The following is an 18344-nucleotide window of genomic DNA, read 5'->3' on the forward strand; positions in this document are numbered from 1 at the left end:
ATATTTCCGAACTAATTATTCTTTTTTTTGCCAACAGGTTCAAGTCCTAGCTCTTTTCCTTTTTCAATCATGAAATTATAGGCTGCTTCCCTTTCGTTTGGAATAATTCCATCCAGAATTGCATCTTTTATGCTACTTTTATATCGCCAATGGTTTTACATGGTGACAAATTAAATGTGTCAATAATTTCTTGCCCGTCAATTGGAGGTTGGAAATTTCGAACCGCATCTTTTTCTTCAACCTCTTTTAGTTTTTGACGAACCAATTGAAAGTTATCCAGGAATCGCTTAACCTTCTCTTCGTTTTTAGAGGTAATGTCGGCTTCGCACAATTTCATGAGTTCATCAATGTCGTCACCCGCGTCAAAAAGTAATCTTCTAACAGCAGAATCGGTTACTACTTCTTGTGCCAAAACGATAGGGCGCATATGCAGCAGTACCATTTTCTGAACAAACTTCATTTTCTCGTTCAAAGGCAATTTCATATTCTTAAAAATGCGAGGAACCATTTTTTCCCCAACAAAATTGTGAGCATGGAAAGTCCAACCAATTCCATTTACAAATTTTTTGGTATTAGGTTTGGCTATATCGTGCAGCAGAGCCGACCATCGAAGCCATAAATTGTCGGAATGAGGTACCAACTGATCTAAAACCTCAAGGGTATGATAGAAATTGTCTTTATGGCTAATTCCATTTCTGGTTTCTCTGCCTTTTAATCTTTGAAACTCTGGAAATATAATTTTCAACAAGCCACATTCTTCAAGCAATTTAAAACCGATTGATGGTTTAGCTGACATTACAATTTTATTTAGCTCCTCAATAATACGCTCTTTAGAGATGATGTGAATGCGATCCCTGTTCTCTTTGATAGCTTCGAAAGTAACATCGGAAATTTTAAAGTTTAGCTGTGTAGCAAAACGAATTGCACGCATCATTCTTAATGGATCATCTGAGAAAGTAATCATAGGATCCATTGGTGTTTTTATGATTTTGCTATTTAAATCATCAATGCCTCCAAATGGATCTAAGAGTTCACCGAAATTGTCTTTGTGTAAGCTTAATGCCAGCGCATTAATGGTGAAATCTCTTCTTTTCTGGTCATCCTCTAAACTGCCATTTTCAACAATTGGTTTTCTAGAGTCTCTGTTATACGATTCTTTTCTGGCACCTACGAATTCTATTTCAAGATCTTTGAATTTTAGCATTGCAGTACCAAAGTTTTTAAATACAGATACCTTAGGATTACCAGCTCTGCTTGCAACTTTTTGAGCCAATTCAATACCACTGCCAATTACAACAACATCAATATCTTTTGAATTGCGCTTTAAAAATATATCTCTAACATAGCCTCCAATTACATAGCTTTCAAGATTTTCTTCAGTTACAATTTCTGATATGATTGAAAATATAGGATGTTTTAAATGTTCTCTCACTTATTTGTTAGTCATATGGCCTGTAATCAGGCTGTTACTACTGTGTTGTCGATACATGACATACCGACTGTTTAATTTCCTGACAAAATTACAATTAATTAAGGGGATTATGAAAATTCAGAGAAAAATAGGCTTTGGTATGTTAATTGTTTGATAAAAATATATAGATTTGTAGATATATAAAGTAATAAATTAATTTAGGTGTTAGTTATGGTAGAACATTTAACGAAAGAATCTTTCAAAGAAAAAGTATTTGATTTCGAAAAAAATAAAGATTGGAAATTTGAAGGCAACAAACCATGTTTGGTAGATTTTTATGCAGATTGGTGTGGACCTTGTAAAATGGTGGCTCCAATTTTAGATGAGTTGAAGGCAGAATATGGTGAAGCTTTGGATATTTATAAAATAGATACTGAGAAAGAACAGGAATTATCAGCAATGTTCGGAATTCAAAGTATTCCATCATTGTTATTCATTCCTAAGGATGGGCAACCACAAATGGCACAGGGAGCTTTATCAAAAGAGAATTTTAAACAAGCCTTTGCAGAAGTTTTAAAGGTTGAGGCAAAATAATTGCGATCACAGTAAATGAATAACCTTTTTAAAATCAATCGTGAATTGATATATGCGTTGATTACTGAAAGGTTAAAGAGTTATTAACGGTCGTTGAGCAGACACAATTTAAAGCAAATCATTATTAGCTTTAGAGCGATAATGAATTAAAACTGAAACGGAGTTTGCACTAGAAAAGAAAGAGAAAATGAAGAGATTTTTAATAATAATGTTGGTTGCTTTTATGGGAACCAATAGTTACGCACAATCGAATTCTGATGCTAAAATTATTCATTTAGATGATGATAGTTTTAAAGAAATGGTATTTGATTACGAAAAAGGTGGCGATTGGAAATTTGAAGGGAATAAGCCCGTAATTGTTGATTTCTACGCCGATTGGTGTGGACCTTGTAAAAGAATTGCTCCTGTACTAAAGGAATTGCAAAAGGAATATGGCGATGCCATTCAGATTTATAAAGTAGACACCGATAAGGCTCAAAAAGTATCAGCTGCATTTGGAATCAGAAGTATACCATCTTTGCTGTTTGTACCGATGGAAGGTAAACCAACAATGGCTCAAGGTGCTTTGCCTAAGGCCACATTTGTAAAAGCAATTAATGACGTTTTGGGAGTGAAAGCCCCAAATTGATTATAGGTTAGAGTAATTATAATAGTTTAGGTTTTGAAAGTCGGCTTTTTGCCGACTTTTTTGTTTTTGCTAGTTTTCAGACTATCTTTGCGCCAAATCACAGTGGGGTGCCTAATTATAAATGGCTGAGATCATACCCTTACACCTGATCCGGATAATGCCGGCGTAGGAAAATTGCGAGCTAACTTTTCGCCAACCTGATCTTATATATACCTCATTGCAATATTTTATTAACGTTTTAATTTATTACACAATGTTTAAGCAAATGAACTCTGTCTTGCGCAGAGCAACTCTGTTAATTGTATTGCAATTTGTATGCTTTATCGGTTTTTCACAATTAAATTTAAAAGGGAAAGTTACCGATAAAAGCGGAAATGCTCTACCTGGGGCAGCAATTGCAGTGAAAGGAACTTATTTGGGAACTGTTGCCAATTCATATGGTGAATATCAGTTTACAAACTTAAAAGCTGGAGAATACCAATTTGTGATCTCTTTTTTGGGGTATGAAACACAGGAAAATTCTGTAAAGCTTACTGAATCAAAGAATTTAGATTTTAAATTAAATCCAACTGCCATAATGGCCGACGAGGTGATTGTAGCAGCAACAAGAGCAGGAAATAAAGCTCCAGTAGCAGTAACTAATCTGGGAGGAGAAGAAGTTAGAAAGCAAAATACAGGTCAGGATATTCCATACCAGTTAAGCTTGACTCCTTCATTGGTTGAATCATCAGAAGCAGGTAATGGTGTTGGTTATTCAGCTTTACGTATTCGTGGTACTGATGCTTCTCGTATTAACGTTACAATTAATGGTGTACCATTGAATGATTCAGAATCGCAAGGTGTATTTTGGGTAAACATGCCAGATTTTGCTTCATCAGTTGATAACATTCAAATTCAGCGTGGAGTTGGAACATCTACCAATGGTGCTGCAGCTTTTGGAGCTACCATTAACTTTCAAACAGAAACGGTAAATGCAGAACCTTATGCCGAAGTTCAAAGTGTAGCTGGTTCATTCAATACTTTCCGTAATACTTTTAAAGCTGGAACAGGCTTAATCAATGGAAAATTTAGTTTTGATGCTCGTTATTCAAAGTTAAAGTCTGACGGATTTGTTGATCGTGCATTTTCTGATCATGAATCATTTTTTGCAAGTGGTACTTATTACACAGAAAGAAGTATGTTGAAATTCAATGTCATTTCGGGTGATCAGAAAACAGGAATCAGCTGGTGGGGAAATCCAAATATCAACACCGATGATCCTAATGATTATGAAGACAGAAGATACAATCCTGCAGGAGAATATACCGACGAAAATGGTGTTACCAGATATTACGACAATCAAACTGATAATTACAAGCAAACACATTACCAGTTATTTTACTCTCAAGAATTAACTTCGAATTTGAATTTGAATGCTGCATTGCATTATACAAAAGGGAAAGGTTTCTACGAGCAGTATAAAGAAGATGAGAAATATTCAGAATATGGATTGGATAATCTTGTGATTGGAAATGAAACCATTGAAGAAACAGATCTAACACGCCAAAAATGGCTGAAGAATGATTTTTATGGATTTACATATTCTTTAAATTACAAAAAGAACAGAATCGATGCATCTTTCGGTGGTGCTTGGAATCGTTATGATGGTGATCACTTCGGTAATATTCTTTGGGCTCAAAACGGTGGAGTTCCTAATGGCCATCAATGGTATTTAAATACTGGCGAGAAGACGGATTACAATGTTTTTGCAAGATGAATGTTGAATTAAGCGATAAATTAAATGCTTATGGAGATGTTCAATATCGTCATATTTCTTACGATATGGATGGTACGGATGATGATCTTCTGCCATTGGTTCAGGAGCATAAATTTGATTTCTTCAACCTAAAGTGGGATTGTATTATACCCTTAACGATAGAAACTCAGCTTATGCATCATTTGGTGTAGCACATCGTGAGCCAACTCGTGCAAACTTTAAAGATGCCAAAGGCGATCCAAATTCATATCCTGTTGATGAGTCATTATTCGATTATGAACTAGGGTACAACTATAAATCTAAAAATGCTACTTTCGGAGTTAACCTTTACTACATGTACTATCGAGACCAGTTGGTACCAACAGGCGAAAAGAATAGTGTTGGTTACGATATCATGACAAATGTAGACAAGAGTTACAGAGCAGGTGTTGAGTTGATTTGGGGCGTTCAGATTTTACCAACTTTAAAATGGGATGCCAACCTTACTTTGAGTCGTAATAGAATTAAAGATTTTGTAGAATATTCAACTTACTACGATGAAAATTGGAACGAAGAGTACAAAGGGAAAGAACTAGGAGATACTGACATTAGTTACTCACCAGAAACAGTTGGAAGTAGTATTTTAACATGGACTCCAGCAAAAGGTTTTGATGTAAGTTTTGTAAGTAAGTATGTAGGGGAACAGTACTTTGACAATACTGCGAGTGCAGATCGAAAATTGGATGCTTACCATGTCCACAACTTAAGATTGAACTACAGTATCAAGCCAAGTTGGATGAAAGAAATTGCTTTCCAGTTAAGCATTAACAATGTACTTGATGCCAAATATGAAAATAATGCATATGGTGGAAACTGGTATGAGCAAGGTGTTGAAAAAACATGGAGATACTATTATCCACAGGCAGGAACAAATGTTCTGGCAGGTGTGACATTGCGATTTTAAGATAATATTTGTAGAGACGTACAGCTCTGTACGTCTCTACCTAAATTAAAAATATGACCTGGATAATTGATAATATCGTAGAAATCATAGGAACCATATCAGGATTATTATTCCTGTACCTTGAAATCAAACAGAATAAATGGTTGTGGCCTGTAGGTTTACTTACATCTGTAATGTATATCTATGTGTTTTTTGTGGCCAAGCTGTATGCTGATATGTCACTACAGTTCTACTATGTTTTTATAAGTATTTATGGATGGATACTATGGTCAAGGGGAGCCAATAAAAGTGATGATCAGCTTCCTGTGGTCAGACTAAGTCGCGCTTTGTTCCTAACACTATTTGGCGCAAGCATGTTGATTTATGTTTTTATTGCTTACATACTGGTAAACTTTACCGATGCATCAATTCCATATTGGGATGCTTTTACAACTGCCTTAAGCATTGTTGCAACATGGATGCTGGCCAGAAAAATTTTAGAGCAGTGGCTGGTTTGGGTTGTCGTAAATGCTGTTTCTATGGGTTTATACATTTATAAAGGTCTTTATCCAACAACCGTTTTGTTTTTCTTCTATACAGTATTGGCCTTGGTAGGCTATCTGCAATGGAAAAAAGACATGCTTCGTTCTCAGGCTATTTCAGGTAATTAATTAAATTTACAGGCTCAAATTTTATCATCACCAATCGAGAATGCAAAAGAAAGCTGTAATATTGGCAAACGGAGCCTTTCCAACTCACGAAATCCCATTAAAGGAACTAAAAGAATCAAAACATATCATTTGTTGCGACGGCGCAATTAACAATCTGGAAAAAGCAGGATTAGAACCTTTCGCAATTATTGGTGATTTGGATTCTTTAGATTCAGAATTGAAATGGAAGTATAGGGATATCATTCATCACTTTTCAAATCAGGATACCAATGATTTGACCAAGGCAGTTGAATGGTGCATGGCCAATAAGTACAACGAAATAGCTATTGTTGGAGCAACGGGTAAGCGCGATGATCATATGATTGGTAATGTGTTTCTTTTACCGCAATATGCAAAAAAAGTAAGGGTTAAAATGCTAACCAGTTATGGTGTGTTTACTCCAATAGTTCGCTCAAAGAATTTTGATAGCTTTAATAGACAACAAGTATCCATTTTCTCACCAAACAGAGATACACTAATTACCACAGCAAATTTGCGATATGCCTTAACCAATCAGAGATTGGAAATGATGTGGCAAGGCACATTAAATGAATCGATGGGTGATAGTTTCCGAATTGAATTTGAAGGAGGGCCATTGATTGTATTTCAGGAATACCGACAATAGTTTATAATATATTCATTCTCTTTGAGTATCGAGGATAAAAAGTTGTTCCAAATTGTGCCTCCCCCAAGAGTGAGGCTAATAATTCCTGCGAATTGTCAGCCTCCCCAGCCAGTGAGGTTAAAGTTTTGTCGCAATTTTGTGTTTTACTACGCAGAAAGACTAAAATAGTATCGCATTTTCTCCCTCCCTGAGTATCGAGGATAAAAAGTTGTTGCAAATTGTGCCTCCCCCACGAGTGAGGCAAATAATTCCTGTGAATTATCAGCCTCCCCAGCCAGTGAGGTTAAAGTTTTCATTCAATTTTTCAGCGAATCTGAGGTAATATGTTTTAATTCTAACTAGCAGATGTTTAAATCATTTTTATATTTGCAGCCGAATTAAAACCTAACTAAAGTCGATGAAAAAATTAAAAACTCTGTTATTGCTTTTTGTTTCATTAATAAGCATATCAGGTCTTAACGCACAAAAAAAGGAATTACCACTTTCTGTTAAATTTGGTGGATATGTACACACTTTATTTACTTACGATACTCGTCAAATGGTAGCTGCACGTGAAGGACATATCCTTCTGTATCCTAAAAATGAGATTTTAGATGCTGCAGGCAAGGATATTAATGAAGGTGGAGTATACAATATGGCAGTAATCCAATCAAGAGTAAATGCCAAGATTACTGGTCCTGAAATTTTGGGTGCAAAAACCAACGGAATGATTGAAGCTGAATTTATTGGAAACGGTGAATCAGATACCAATGGTTTACGTTTGCGTCATGCTTTTGTAAATTTGGATTGGGGCAATACTTCAATTTTAATCGGACAGACATGGTCTCCATTGTTTGTTGCTGAAGTTTTTCCATTTACTGTAGGTGCCAATGCAGGTTTGCCATTCAAGCCATTTGCTCGTAATCCTCAGGTGAGATTAACTCATAAAACCGGCAATTGGAAACTGTTGGCAGCAATTGCAACAGAAAGAGATTATACAAGTACTGGTCCTGATGGATCAAGTAACAAATATTTAAGAAATGCCGGAATGCCAATTGTTCAAGGGCAGGCACACTATTATTTAGGGAAGAAGAAACACTTGTTTGGCGTAAGTGGTGAATTCAAAAACTTAAAGCTTCTCTACAAAGTACAAGTGTTGACAATGAGGGAAATATCCAGAATTGGAAAAATGATGAAACCATTTCATCATGGGCTGTGATGGGATATTTCAAGTTGAATTTCAATCCGGTTACTTTTAAGGCTCAAACCACTTACGGTACCAACCTTACCGATGTGTTAATGTTGGGCGGATATGCTGTTAAGGATATGAATCCTGTAACCAACGAAGCATCATACACAGGGATTAAAGTAATGGGTTCGTGGGCTGAACTTTCTTACAAGAAAAACGACTGGGAATATGCTTTTCTTGCCGGATATTCTAAAAATTACGGTGCAGAGGATGATATTGCTTCAACGGATTTGGTTTACGCAAGAAGTAAAGACATTGGAGAATTATATCGTTTGGCTCCACGTGTTTGTAAAAAATACAAGAACTTAAAGTTCGAATTTGAAGCGGAGTATACTGCAGCTGCATATGGTAAACTTGCGGAAAAAGCTAAGGTTGAAGATACCAAATGGATAGGTGGTACGAGATATTCATTAGGAGTATATTATTTCTTTTAGTAACGATATTTACATGATTAGATAAAGACGTAGCATGCTACGTCTTTACTTGTTTATAGAGGAATCGTAAAATAAAATGTGGTTCCTTCTTGTGGTTTCGATTTCATCCATATTTCACCTCCTAGCATTTCAATTAAGCTTTTGCTAATTGCCAAGCCTAAACCTGTGCCTCCATATTGTCTTGTGTTCGCATCTAATTCGGCCTGTCGGAATCTGTCGAAAATAATGGCTTGTTTTTCTTCTGGAATGCCAATCCCAGTATCTCTTACAAAGAATTCAATAAACTTTCCTTTAACTGTATAGCCAACTTCAATTTCACCTCCCTGGGTAAATTTAATTGAATTTTCAATTAGGTTGGTAAACACTTGTTGTAATCGAACCGAATCGGTTGTAATCTCATAAATTGGATTAGCATCTGGGGTACTTACAATAAAGTTGAGATCGTGATTCGCCTTATGTTCTTTAAGTGTTTCATAATCATATTTAATCGAATCGAAAAGTTTGGAGATATTACATCGGTCCAAAACAAGCTTTAACTGATTGGTTTCAATTTTTGAGATATCAAGAATATCGCTAATCAATCGTAATAATCCATTGGTGTTTTTTTGGATGATGGAAATGAACTTTTTTCTTTTGGCATCTGATACATTCTCACCTGAAAGCAGTTCTGTAAATCCCAATATAGCATTCATAGGTGTTCGGATTTCATGCGACATATTGGCCAGGAAAGCAGATTTTAACCGGTTTGATTCTTCTGCAACCTCTATCGCTTTTTCTAGTTTTACATTTGTCGCAGTGATTTCCAGCATATGAGCTTTTTCTTTTTGTTCTTTTAATTTTTTAAGGTGAATATTAATCATCATTACGATGATAATAATGGTTAAAAGTATCAATATCGTTAAAGTAAGTATAACTATTTCCTTGTTTTCCTTAATCAGGCTGTAGGGCTCATTTATTAGCTTGGAATTTTTAGGCAAATCCTTAATCTTGATATTAAAATTTACCAATTCATTATAATCGAACATGTACTCATATTCAGATTTCATTGGAGGAATAGCATCGATAGGAGTACCGGATAATACTTTTTTAGCTATTAGAGCAGCTTGCTTACCGTGAGTTCTTCCTGTTATTAAAGATCCACCTATGGCACCATGATTAAGATAAAAATCCCAAACACAGTAAATTGGAACTTTGCAATAGGGTTTACATTCAGAAAAACCCTTTTCGTAAGTGTAATAATTGCCTTCAATATCCCGATTGTATAGCAAGTAAAGAACAACATCATTAGAATGTAATTCTGAAAGGTGAATTTTTAAATCTTGTAAACTTTTGGCTTTCAAAATTTCAAACCTAACTGGTTTACCCATTTCCTGGATTTGTTCATCCAGCATGGTAACCAAGTTTTTTCCTGTGGTACTATAATCTGTTACAACTACGATCTTAGAATAATCTGGGTGGTGATTTTCAATTAAATCAATTGTGGCACACACATTAAAATTTTCAAATACACCTGTATATCCTTTAGGAGTATCGATAAAGGAGTTTAAACCTGAAAAAACAACAGGTACTTTACCGAAAACTTCATCACGATTTTTGATTAAAAAGTCGTAGGCATTGTTGTCGGTAGAAATAATTAAATCAAATTTTTGGTTCTTATACTTGTATTGGTAATATTGTTTCAGGTGTTCCAGATACTCTTCAGAGAAATATCTTTTTGAATCCATATATTCGATGTGGATGGCCGTATTTGGATTTGGCAGAAGCTCACTTTTGATACTTTTTAAGGTTGAATCTGTCCAACTGAGACCATTGTGGTATGAGTTTAGAATTAATACGTGTTTGCTTACTGAAGAATAGGCACTCAAACTACATATTACAAGCAGTGAAAGTATTATAGAATTAATACTAATTCTCATAAGAAAATAGAATTGATTTGTATTGTTAATCAATTCAATTTAGTAATTATAAATATGAATTAAAAGGTTTAGCAATTTATTATTGAGTTCCTTAGATGAGCAATGGTGATTGTTAATTAAAATACATACAATGTAAGGTTTGCCTTTTGAGTTTTTTAAGTAACCACAATAAGTTCTTACACCTGTCATTGATCCGGTTTTAGCCATCCAATTGTTTGCAATATCACTGTCTTTTCCAAAATATTTTAAAGTGCCTGATTTACCAGCAACAGGAAGAGATGATAAGAAAGCATTGTGATTGTTGCTATGATACATGAAAGTCAGGATTTGGCTGAAAAACTCAGCAGAAATCGCATTGAAGTGCGATAAGCCACTGCCATCAAGTAAATTTTGATATTTGGTTTTAATACCTTTTGTGCTCCAAAACTCATTTATGCTTCTTACTCCAGTTTCCCAATCGGCTTTTTTGTTTTGTTTTTGTCCGATTTCAAATAACAACTGATCGGCAAAAAGATTTACGCTTTTCTGATTGGTCCAGTACACGATATCTTTCACTTTTGGAGATAGAATTTCGAATAACTCTTTACGATTGGTTTTATGCTTACTTTTTTGATTCAGGACTCTAATGTTACTATTCTTTAATTCTGCTTTGAGATCTTCAATTAAGGCCATTTCTGGGTGAAGAAAAGCTCCCTTTACCTTGAAATCATCTCTATTCTGAGGGATGCTGCCTTCTATTCTGCGCAATTTACTTGTGTTGCCACCAAAAATGTAAGCTAAATCGCGATTGATTTCAGAGCTTACAACCTGATTGTCGAAATCCAATCCCGTATTACGTGGAGCCGTTTTCCAAATTTTAGTCTTACTGCCAGCTTGTCCTGATTTAAAAAACAAGGTGTACATGTTATCACGGTAGTTGATGGCATTGGGAACAGCACCATAATAATTGCCAATATCTTCCCATATCCAGGTTCTCGGGATTGAAGGTACGAAGTAAGAGTTGTCTACCAAGATACGGCCATCAATCGTGTTGATATTTAATGTTTTTAGTTTTGATACAATTCTGTTGGCAATGTTTTGCTGAGATTCAAAATATTTCGATTCCAATGCAGGATCACCACCACCTTTTATAATTAAGTTTCCTTTTAGCGTTCCATTTTCAATATTCCCATCAGTTTCGATCAGTGTTTTAAATTGATAATCTTCACCTAATATTTCCAATGCGCTTGCAGTGGTAATCAATTTTTGACATGAAGCCGGCGTTAAAGCCATTTTCGAGTTGTGTTGAGCCAATACATTTCCCTTTTCAACATCTTTAATAATAATGCCCATTCCAGCCGAATAAAAGCAGGAATCAGCTGTAAATTCATCTACAAATTGTTGAATTTTATTATCTGTAGTTTTTTGGGAAGTGCACGAAAATCCCCAAACTACAAATGCAAAAAGGAGTAAAATTTTATTCATCGATTTCTTTTAAGATTTTTTCTACTTCTTTTTCAGTGCTATTTAATTTTGCCTTACAAATCACCAATAATTCTGAAACTCGTTTTACCTTTTCGGATAAATCATCAACATCTAGTTCTTCATTTTCAATCAACATGATTGTTTCTTCAATTTCGGCAATTGCTTCGCTGTAACTAATCTTTTTCTTGGCCATTTATTTGTGTTTTTTAGGATTTACTTTTTGAATTTCACTCTCAACCAGACCATCTTTAAATCTGGTTTCAATTATATCGTTCTTTGAAAGAGATGAAATGTCTTTCACGATTTTTCCATCCTTTAAAGTTAGTGTATATCCTTTTTGCAGGATATTTTCAGGATTTAGATATTTTACACTTTGCTCGTGTAGTGATAATTTATGCTTTTGATTTTCGAGCAATCGACCAACTCGAATGCCAATTTTACTTTGCAGATGTGTAGCATGATTTTTTTCATTACTTAGTCTATGTTCTAAGCCTAATTTCAATTTGGTTTTAAAATTCTGCAAATTAAAAGAGTGCGATTTTGTCAATTGTTTTGCTGAATGAATTAGCTTTTCATTTGCAAGCAAAAGCTGATTGGATTTTCGTTCCAATATGTTTTTAACCAAGGGCGAAAACTTGTTCGACAGATAATGCAAATTCTCGGTAGCCTCAAGCAGAATTTCGTTTATTCCGTTATAAAATTCCTCTTGCAAACTTTCATGATAAGCTTGTTTTTCATCAAAGCAGTCAATCAGGTATTCGGCAGCTGCAGTTGGTGTTTTAACACGCACATTGGCTACAATATCAACAATGGTTTCATCTCTTTCATGTCCAATTCCTGAAACTACAGGAAGCGGAAACTGGGCAATATTAAAAGCCAGCCAATAGCTATCGAAACAATTTAAATCGGCAGTTGAACCACCACCTCGAATTATTACAACAACATCAAATACATCTTCATATTCATTGATTCGATCTAGTGCAGCAATAATTGATTCTTCAGCCTGATTTCCTTGCATAATGGCCGGAAACAATTTATAATGGAATTTGTACCCGGAAGAATTATTTTCCAATTGATTTGTGAAATCTTCGTAACCAGCTGCCGTAGGAGAGGAGATAAGGGCAATACATTTAGGAATTTCCGGGAAATCAATTTCTTTATTCATTTCCAAAACCCCTTCTTCTTCCAGCCTATTCAGAATCTCTTTTCTTCTTTTGGCAATATCTCCCAGCGTATAACTAGGATCGATATCTTTAATATTTAAGGTGTAACCATAAATTTCCTGAAATTCTATGCTGACACTGATTAATACCTTAATTCCAGCAGAAAATCTTTGACCCGTGCTGGTTTCAAAATAAGGTTTTAACATTCTAAAGGTATAGGCCCAAATGGTTGCCCTGGCTTTGGCAATAATTTGATCTGTATCATTATCCTTTTCAACCAACTCCAAATAACAGTGACCATTCTGATTAAAGCGGACTTCACTAATTTCAGCTACAATCCACAAATCAGAATCAAAAGAATTCTTTAAAACTCCTTTAATTTGATTGTTTAATTGAAATAAACTTATTCCTTTGTTTGCCATAGTTTCCTTTGTGGAGTTTATCTTTTTATTTGGGAACGCAAGAATGAATCAGGATCGTTTATGTAATTTTCAGGATCACTATGGATTAATTTCTCTTTCTGAACTTCCATTTGCTCTAGTTTTTTCATTTGCTGTTTATCAAGCTCATTCTGATTCAAAGCCACACCATTTTTGTATTCAATGGTAAAAAGCAAATCTCCTTTATCAGAGTAATGATCCCAATTGCCGGTTTTTTTATTGTTGTGATAAGTCCCACCAAACTCAATAATGCCATTGGGATAAAAAGCTTGAAAACCACCATCTAATTTACCTTCTTTATATGCAGCTTCGATATAAGCTTTACCATCCTGGAAAAAGCGTTTCCATATGCCATGTTTTTTTCCATTAATGAAATGAATAGATTCTGAAACTTTACCATTCTTGAAACGGTACTCACTAAGTCCATTTTTAATGCCATTTTGGAATGATTCACTTGCTCGAATATTTCCTTTTTTATCAAAATAGTTCCAAATGCTATCCTTCTGTGATTTTATAAAATTTCCCTTTGCAATTAACTGGGACGATTCATTGTAAAGTTCAGCTTTTGCTTTTATGCCTTTTTCAGAAAAAATTAATACAGCCTTTATGTTGCCATTGGTATGAAAGCGTTCCATTCGCCCATTGGGTTTGTTGTCAAGAAAACAGCCTTTGTATTTGATTTTTCCATTTGGGTATTTTTTAATCCAAACTCCTTGTTTTAAACCATTTTTATCTGTTTTGTTGATTTCTTGAGCAGGAGAAAACATTGGTGCTATAAGTAAGAGTAGAATAAATAAGTTTTTTATCATTTTGTTCGTTTTTGTCTTCTTGGCAATTTTATTATTACTGTATAATCAAGCTAACACAAAACTAATAAAACTATAACAGCCATAAAAAAAACTTGAGCTTTTCCCATAAAAACCAATAAGTTCGAATCATTAATAATAAAAATATGTTGTACATCATTTCTAATATTTTTTGGATGGTGTTGATATTTTGTATTTTATGAATCGAATTAAATGTGATTTTCTCTAATTATGTATTGTTTGAGATGGTGATGAGGCAATTGAGTTGAAGTGAGAAAATGCATTTTTAGATTTGATTTCATCAAGCTTAAATGAATAATGGAATCAAAAAAAGTAGAAACAATAACAAAAGCATAACTAACAAAATTGGTGGTATGGAGACAATGGATTTTCCTTTTAATTTCGATGAAATGCCTATCGCGGCAAAATTCATCTCCGACAGTTTCTCTAGAGATATTGAGGACTTTCAAAGAGTTTATCCTGTATTTGATGAGGTGTTTAAGGCGCGCTTTTCTGAGCAGATCAGAAAAGCAAAAGAAATTGTTTGCTGTGGGCCTGAAGGGGTGAAAATTCAGAATATCAGGATTGGTGTATTTCGAAAAATAGAAAGTTTGAATACTTTAATTTTGGAGGTACAGGATTATTTTCCGATATCAAGAATTAAACAATTCGATTATATTGTCGAAATTATTGAGAAGAAGAATTTGAGCTCAATTTTGTCGATTGTACCAAATCTTTTGCAACAACTTGAGGCAAATATTCCAACTCAAAACGAAGATGTAGCTCAATCCATAATAGATGGAATTCGATCAATTTATCAGGTACTGAAGCTAGATCGTATCGAATTAAATCGTCTACTTAATTCACGTGGACTGTTGAAGGAGGAAGTTTTCCGTTGTTTAAATCATCTTTGGGCAACCATGCAGGATGTAATGGAAATTGGACAAAGTTTGTATAGAAAGGATGATCCAATGAAGTGTGTTGAGTATGAACTGAACTATATTAAAATGAAAGTGAAGACTTTCTGGATGCACTCAGTGCCGGATAAAGTTGCTTAGTATAACAGTTAGTTTATAAACTTATTATAGCAAGCAAAAAAATGGCGATCGAATTTCGATCGCCATTTTTAATATATCTGAAGTTCAATTATTTTACTTCTTCAAAGTCAACATCAGTTACTTCATCGTCTGATTTTGCTTTTCCTCCAGCTTGTGCACCAGCATCAGGACCTGGTTGACCATCTTGCTGTTGTTGTGCGTTGTACATCTCTTGAGATGCAGCTTGGAATACGTTGTTCAACTCATCGATAGCAGCGTTACAAGCATCAACATCCTGAGCTTTGTGTGCTTCTTTCAATTTGTTCAAAGCATCTTCGATTGGCTGCTTTTTGTCAGCTGGTAACTTATCACCAATTTCTTTCAATTGCTTTTCGGTCTGGAAAATCATACCGTCAGCTTTATTCAAAGTATCGATTCTTTCTTTTGCTTTGTTGTCAGCTTCTGCGTTAGCCTTGGCTTCTTCTCGCATTCTTTCGATTTCAGCGTCAGATAATCCTGAAGAAGCTTCAATTCTGATGTTTTGTTCTTTACCTGTTCCTTTATCTTTAGCAGATACATTCAAGATACCATTCGCATCAATGTCGAAAGTAACTTCGATTTGTGGAATACCACGTGGTGCTGGTGGAATGCTATCTAAGTGGAAACGACCAATTGTTTTGTTTCCTTGTGCCATTGGTCTCTCACCTTGAAGAATGTGAATCTCTACAGATGGCTGGTTGTCAGCTGCAGTAGTAAAGGTTTCAGTCTTCTTGGTTGGTATTGTAGTATTCGCTTCAATCAATTTAGTCATTACACCACCCATAGTTTCAATACCCAATGAAAGAGGAGTAACATCCAAAAGAAGAACGTCTTTTACTTCACCAGTTAATACACCACCTTGAATTGCAGCACCTACAGCTACTACTTCATCAGGGTTAACTCCTTTTGATGGAGCTTTACCAAAGAATTCCTGTACTTTATTCTGAATAGCAGGGATACGAGTTGAACCACCTACCAAAATTACTTCGTCGATTTCTGAAGCTGATACGCCAGCATCTTTCAATGCAGCTCTACATGGCTCAATTACAGCTTGAATTAAGCTATCAGCCAATTGCTCGAATTGTGCACGAGTAAGAGTTTTAACCAAGTGTTTTGGAATACCATTTACTGGCATAATGTATGGCAAGTTGATCTCAGTGCTAGTTGAGCTAGACAATTCAACTTTAGCTTTTTCTGCAGCTTCTTTCAAACGCTGAAGAGCCATAGGATCCTTACGCAAATCGATTCCTTCTTCTTTGTTGAATTCATCAGCCAACCAGTCGATAATTACCTGGTCAAAATCATCACCACCAAGGTGAGTATCACCATTGGTTGATTTTACTTCGAATACACCATCACCCAATTCAAGAACTGAAATGTCGAAAGTACCACCACCAAGGTCGAATACCGCAATTTTCATATCTTGATCTTTCTTATCAAGACCATATGCCAAAGAAGCAGCTGTTGGTTCATTGATGATACGCTTAACAATTAAACCAGCAATTTCACCAGCTTCTTTAGTTGCTTGACGCTGTGCATCGTTAAAGTAAGCAGGAACTGTGATTACAGCTTCAGTTACTTCTTGTCCAAGATAATCCTCAGCAGTTTTCTTCATTTTCTGAAGAGTCATAGCCGAAATTTCCTGTGGAGAATATTTTCTATCGTCGATTTCAACACGTGGAGTGTTGTTGTCACCTTTTATTACTTTGTATGGAACACGTCCTATTTCTTTACCTACTTTATCGTAAGTTTCACCCATGAATCTCTTGATAGAGAAAATTGTTTTAGATGGGTTTGTGATTGCCTGACGTTTTGCAGGATCACCTACTTTTCTTTCACCACCTTCAACAAAAGCTACAATAGATGGAGTTGTTCTTTTTCCTTCACTGTTAGGAATTACTACAGGCTCGTTACCTTCCATTACGGATACACAAGAGTTGGTAGTTCCTAAGTCGATTCCAATAATTTTACCCATTTTAAGTATTTATTTAATGTTCTTATTTTTTTCTAATACACTCACGGATCATTTTTAAATCCGATAGGGAACAATCAAAGCGTGTGCCATTCCAAAAATTATAGTTTCGAATGTAAAACTGGCACAGATTGTAAATTTATCAGCTAAAATCATGACAGTTTTACTGACAGAAAGACAGAAGAACACAATTATTAATTATAAATGATTACCATTAATGATTCGTTACTCAATCTCTCATTCACTTTTTTCTTTTACCTTTGCAGTCTTATACCATTTAAAAAATATCAATGGTATGAATTAAAACTGAATTGGGATAATTGCACCTTACTTATCTATTATTCAAAAAAATAAGATCATGTCAATTCATAAAAAATCGGTAAAGAGAGTGACAACACATGTGCTCTCAGAAATGAAATTGAAGGGAGAAAAAATCTCCATGCTAACTTCTTACGACTATTCAATGGCTACTATTGTTGATAGAGCAGGAATAGATGTAATATTGGTTGGCGATTCGGCATCTAATGTTATGGCAGGACATGAAACTACATTGCCTATTACTTTAGATCAGATGATTTATCATGGAGCGTCGGTTGTTCGTGCTGTACAAAGAGCTTTGGTTGTTGTTGATTTGCCTTTTGGTACTTATCAAGGAAATTCAAAAGAAGCGTTGAATTCTTCCATTCGCATCATGAAAGAAGCAAGTGCTGATGCTGTGAAATTGGAAGGTGGGAGTGAGGTATTAGAATCAGTTAACCGAATTCTATCAGCTGGGATTCCTGTAATGGGGCATTTGGGATTAACTCCACAATCTATTCATAAGTTTGGTACCTATGCCGTTCGTGCCAAAGAGGAAGAAGAAGCAAAAAAATTGCTTGAAGATGCCAAACTATTGGAGGAAGCAGGATGTTTTGCAATTGTTTTGGAGAAGGTGCCTGCAAAATTGGCAAAACAAGTTGCCGAAAGTGTATCTATTCCTATTATTGGAATTGGTGCTGGTAATGGTGTTGACGGACAAGTATTGGTTATTCATGACATGCTGGGAATTACTCAAGAGTTTTCTCCACGTTTCTTAAGAAGATATCATAACTTGTTTGCTGAAATTAAGGGAGCGGTTGAAACTTATATTGGAGACGTGAAATCGAAAGATTTCCCTAACGAGAGAGAACAGTATTAATTTGTAATTATTAATCAATAAT

General features: G+C 35.1%; 18 protein-coding genes and 1 riboswitch. Of the genes, 11 read left to right on the forward strand and 7 right to left on the reverse strand.

What is annotated here, in order from left to right:
• Positions 1 to 127: 127 nt before the first annotated feature.
• Positions 128 to 1432, reverse strand: a complete 1305-nt coding sequence (locus tag JCM15579_RS01180) for a CCA tRNA nucleotidyltransferase (protein ID WP_245625778.1) — start codon at positions 1430 to 1432, stop codon at positions 128 to 130.
• Positions 1433 to 1642: 210 nt separating this feature from the next.
• Here JCM15579_RS01180 and trxA (JCM15579_RS01185) point away from each other — a divergent pair, with 210 nt between their 5' ends.
• The 9 genes from trxA (JCM15579_RS01185) (at position 1643) to JCM15579_RS01215 (ending at position 8308) form a co-directional block, all read left to right on the forward strand.
• Entirely contained in the window at positions 1643 to 2005 is a 363-nt protein-coding gene (gene trxA / locus JCM15579_RS01185; protein ID WP_054714541.1) for a thioredoxin, read from the forward strand.
• Between the two features lie 187 nt (positions 2006 to 2192).
• The gene (gene trxA, locus JCM15579_RS01190; RefSeq protein WP_083464485.1) at positions 2193 to 2633 is read left to right on the forward strand and encodes a thioredoxin; all 441 of its coding nucleotides are present in this window, start codon (positions 2193 to 2195) and stop codon (positions 2631 to 2633) included.
• 93 nt (positions 2634 to 2726) lie between these two features.
• Positions 2727 to 2822: riboswitch (TPP riboswitch) on the forward strand.
• Positions 2823 to 2886: 64 nt separating this feature from the next.
• Positions 2887 to 4389, forward strand: a complete 1503-nt coding sequence (locus JCM15579_RS21150) for a carboxypeptidase-like regulatory domain-containing protein (protein ID WP_245625779.1) — start codon at positions 2887 to 2889, stop codon at positions 4387 to 4389.
• A complete protein-coding gene (locus tag JCM15579_RS21155; RefSeq protein ID WP_245625780.1) occupies positions 4386 to 4580 on the forward strand; it encodes a hypothetical protein in 195 nt (64 codons plus the stop codon). The genes JCM15579_RS21150 and JCM15579_RS21155 overlap by 4 nt, the downstream gene beginning before the upstream one ends.
• On the forward strand, positions 4529 to 5332 hold the full coding sequence (locus tag JCM15579_RS21160) for a TonB-dependent receptor domain-containing protein (protein WP_245625781.1): 804 nt from the start codon (positions 4529 to 4531) through the stop codon (positions 5330 to 5332). Before JCM15579_RS21155 ends, JCM15579_RS21160 begins: the two co-directional genes overlap by 52 nt.
• 53 nt (positions 5333 to 5385) lie before the next feature.
• On the forward strand, positions 5386 to 5982 hold the full coding sequence (pnuC, locus tag JCM15579_RS01200; protein WP_054714544.1) for a nicotinamide riboside transporter PnuC: 597 nt from the start codon (positions 5386 to 5388) through the stop codon (positions 5980 to 5982).
• A 40-nt stretch (positions 5983 to 6022) separates the two neighbouring features.
• Positions 6023 to 6646 carry a thiamine diphosphokinase gene (locus JCM15579_RS01205; protein WP_054714547.1) on the forward strand — a complete coding sequence of 208 codons (624 nt, stop codon included), beginning with the start codon at positions 6023 to 6025 and terminating at the stop codon, positions 6644 to 6646.
• A gap of 397 nt (positions 6647 to 7043) precedes the next feature.
• Positions 7044 to 7844 (forward strand): DcaP family trimeric outer membrane transporter, encoded by an 801-nt coding sequence (locus JCM15579_RS01210; RefSeq protein ID WP_054714550.1) that lies wholly within the window; start codon positions 7044 to 7046, stop codon positions 7842 to 7844.
• Positions 7844 to 8308: a hypothetical protein gene (locus tag JCM15579_RS01215; protein WP_054714553.1), complete on the forward strand. Its 465-nt coding sequence runs from the start codon at positions 7844 to 7846 to the stop codon at positions 8306 to 8308. The genes JCM15579_RS01210 and JCM15579_RS01215 overlap by 1 nt, the downstream gene beginning before the upstream one ends.
• Positions 8309 to 8361: 53 nt before the next feature.
• On the opposite strand, the gene JCM15579_RS01220 is transcribed toward JCM15579_RS01215, so the two are convergent.
• Genes JCM15579_RS01220 through JCM15579_RS01240 form a run of 5 tightly spaced genes read right to left on the reverse strand, consistent with a single transcriptional unit; the run spans position 8362 to position 14100 of the window.
• Positions 8362 to 10224, reverse strand: coding sequence for a sensor histidine kinase (locus tag JCM15579_RS01220; protein ID WP_083464486.1), 1863 nt, complete (start codon positions 10222 to 10224; stop codon positions 8362 to 8364).
• Between the two features lie 39 nt (positions 10225 to 10263).
• Complete coding sequence (gene dacB, locus JCM15579_RS01225; RefSeq protein ID WP_054714559.1) at positions 10264 to 11688, reverse strand: D-alanyl-D-alanine carboxypeptidase/D-alanyl-D-alanine endopeptidase; 1425 nt, start codon at positions 11686 to 11688, stop codon at positions 10264 to 10266.
• Positions 11681 to 11881, reverse strand: coding sequence for an exodeoxyribonuclease VII small subunit (gene xseB, locus JCM15579_RS01230; protein ID WP_054714562.1), 201 nt, complete (start codon positions 11879 to 11881; stop codon positions 11681 to 11683). The genes dacB and xseB overlap by 8 nt, the downstream gene beginning before the upstream one ends.
• A complete protein-coding gene (gene xseA, locus JCM15579_RS01235) occupies positions 11882 to 13273 on the reverse strand; it encodes an exodeoxyribonuclease VII large subunit (RefSeq protein WP_054714565.1) in 1392 nt (463 codons plus the stop codon). It lies immediately after the preceding gene.
• A gap of 17 nt (positions 13274 to 13290) precedes the next feature.
• Positions 13291 to 14100: a toxin-antitoxin system YwqK family antitoxin gene (locus tag JCM15579_RS01240; RefSeq protein WP_157471254.1), complete on the reverse strand. Its 810-nt coding sequence runs from the start codon at positions 14098 to 14100 to the stop codon at positions 13291 to 13293.
• A gap of 308 nt (positions 14101 to 14408) precedes the next feature.
• Here JCM15579_RS01240 and JCM15579_RS01245 point away from each other — a divergent pair, with 308 nt between their 5' ends.
• Positions 14409 to 15155 carry a hypothetical protein gene (locus JCM15579_RS01245; RefSeq protein ID WP_054714572.1) on the forward strand — a complete coding sequence of 249 codons (747 nt, stop codon included), beginning with the start codon at positions 14409 to 14411 and terminating at the stop codon, positions 15153 to 15155.
• 88 nt (positions 15156 to 15243) lie between these two features.
• Here JCM15579_RS01245 and dnaK read toward each other — a convergent pair whose 3' ends face one another.
• Positions 15244 to 17148 (reverse strand): molecular chaperone DnaK, encoded by a 1905-nt coding sequence (dnaK, locus tag JCM15579_RS01250; protein WP_054714575.1) that lies wholly within the window; start codon positions 17146 to 17148, stop codon positions 15244 to 15246.
• 355 nt (positions 17149 to 17503) lie between these two features.
• Here dnaK and panB point away from each other — a divergent pair, with 355 nt between their 5' ends.
• Entirely contained in the window at positions 17504 to 18322 is an 819-nt protein-coding gene (panB, locus tag JCM15579_RS01255) for a 3-methyl-2-oxobutanoate hydroxymethyltransferase (RefSeq protein ID WP_054714577.1), read from the forward strand.
• The last annotated feature ends 22 nt before the right edge of the window (positions 18323 to 18344 follow it).

Source organism: Marinifilum fragile JCM 15579 (assembly GCF_001310955.1).
In the GTDB taxonomy this organism is placed as follows: domain Bacteria; phylum Bacteroidota; class Bacteroidia; order Bacteroidales; family Marinifilaceae; genus Marinifilum; species Marinifilum fragile.

Excerpts from the sequence above, each read along its gene's own strand:
- trxA (WP_083464485.1), top strand. The coding sequence starts at position 2,193 with ATGAAGAGATTTTTAATAATAATGTTGGTTGCTTTTATGGGAACCAAT.
- dacB (WP_054714559.1), bottom strand. The coding sequence starts at position 11,688 with ATGAATAAAATTTTACTCCTTTTTGCATTTGTAGTTTGGGGATTTTCG.
- JCM15579_RS01245 (WP_054714572.1), top strand. The coding sequence starts at position 14,409 with ATGAATAATGGAATCAAAAAAAGTAGAAACAATAACAAAAGCATAACT.
- trxA (WP_054714541.1), top strand. The coding sequence starts at position 1,643 with ATGGTAGAACATTTAACGAAAGAATCTTTCAAAGAAAAAGTATTTGAT.
- JCM15579_RS01220 (WP_083464486.1), bottom strand. The coding sequence starts at position 10,224 with ATGAGAATTAGTATTAATTCTATAATACTTTCACTGCTTGTAATATGT.
- xseA (WP_054714565.1), bottom strand. The coding sequence starts at position 13,273 with ATGGCAAACAAAGGAATAAGTTTATTTCAATTAAACAATCAAATTAAA.
- pnuC (WP_054714544.1), top strand. The coding sequence starts at position 5,386 with ATGACCTGGATAATTGATAATATCGTAGAAATCATAGGAACCATATCA.
- JCM15579_RS01210 (WP_054714550.1), top strand. The coding sequence starts at position 7,044 with ATGAAAAAATTAAAAACTCTGTTATTGCTTTTTGTTTCATTAATAAGC.
- xseB (WP_054714562.1), bottom strand. The coding sequence starts at position 11,881 with ATGGCCAAGAAAAAGATTAGTTACAGCGAAGCAATTGCCGAAATTGAA.
- dnaK (WP_054714575.1), bottom strand. The coding sequence starts at position 17,148 with ATGGGTAAAATTATTGGAATCGACTTAGGAACTACCAACTCTTGTGTA.
- JCM15579_RS01215 (WP_054714553.1), top strand. The coding sequence starts at position 7,844 with ATGGGATATTTCAAGTTGAATTTCAATCCGGTTACTTTTAAGGCTCAA.
- JCM15579_RS21150 (WP_245625779.1), top strand. The coding sequence starts at position 2,887 with ATGTTTAAGCAAATGAACTCTGTCTTGCGCAGAGCAACTCTGTTAATT.
- JCM15579_RS21155 (WP_245625780.1), top strand. The coding sequence starts at position 4,386 with ATGAATGTTGAATTAAGCGATAAATTAAATGCTTATGGAGATGTTCAA.
- JCM15579_RS01205 (WP_054714547.1), top strand. The coding sequence starts at position 6,023 with ATGCAAAAGAAAGCTGTAATATTGGCAAACGGAGCCTTTCCAACTCAC.
- JCM15579_RS01240 (WP_157471254.1), bottom strand. The coding sequence starts at position 14,100 with ATGATAAAAAACTTATTTATTCTACTCTTACTTATAGCACCAATGTTT.
- panB (WP_054714577.1), top strand. The coding sequence starts at position 17,504 with ATGTCAATTCATAAAAAATCGGTAAAGAGAGTGACAACACATGTGCTC.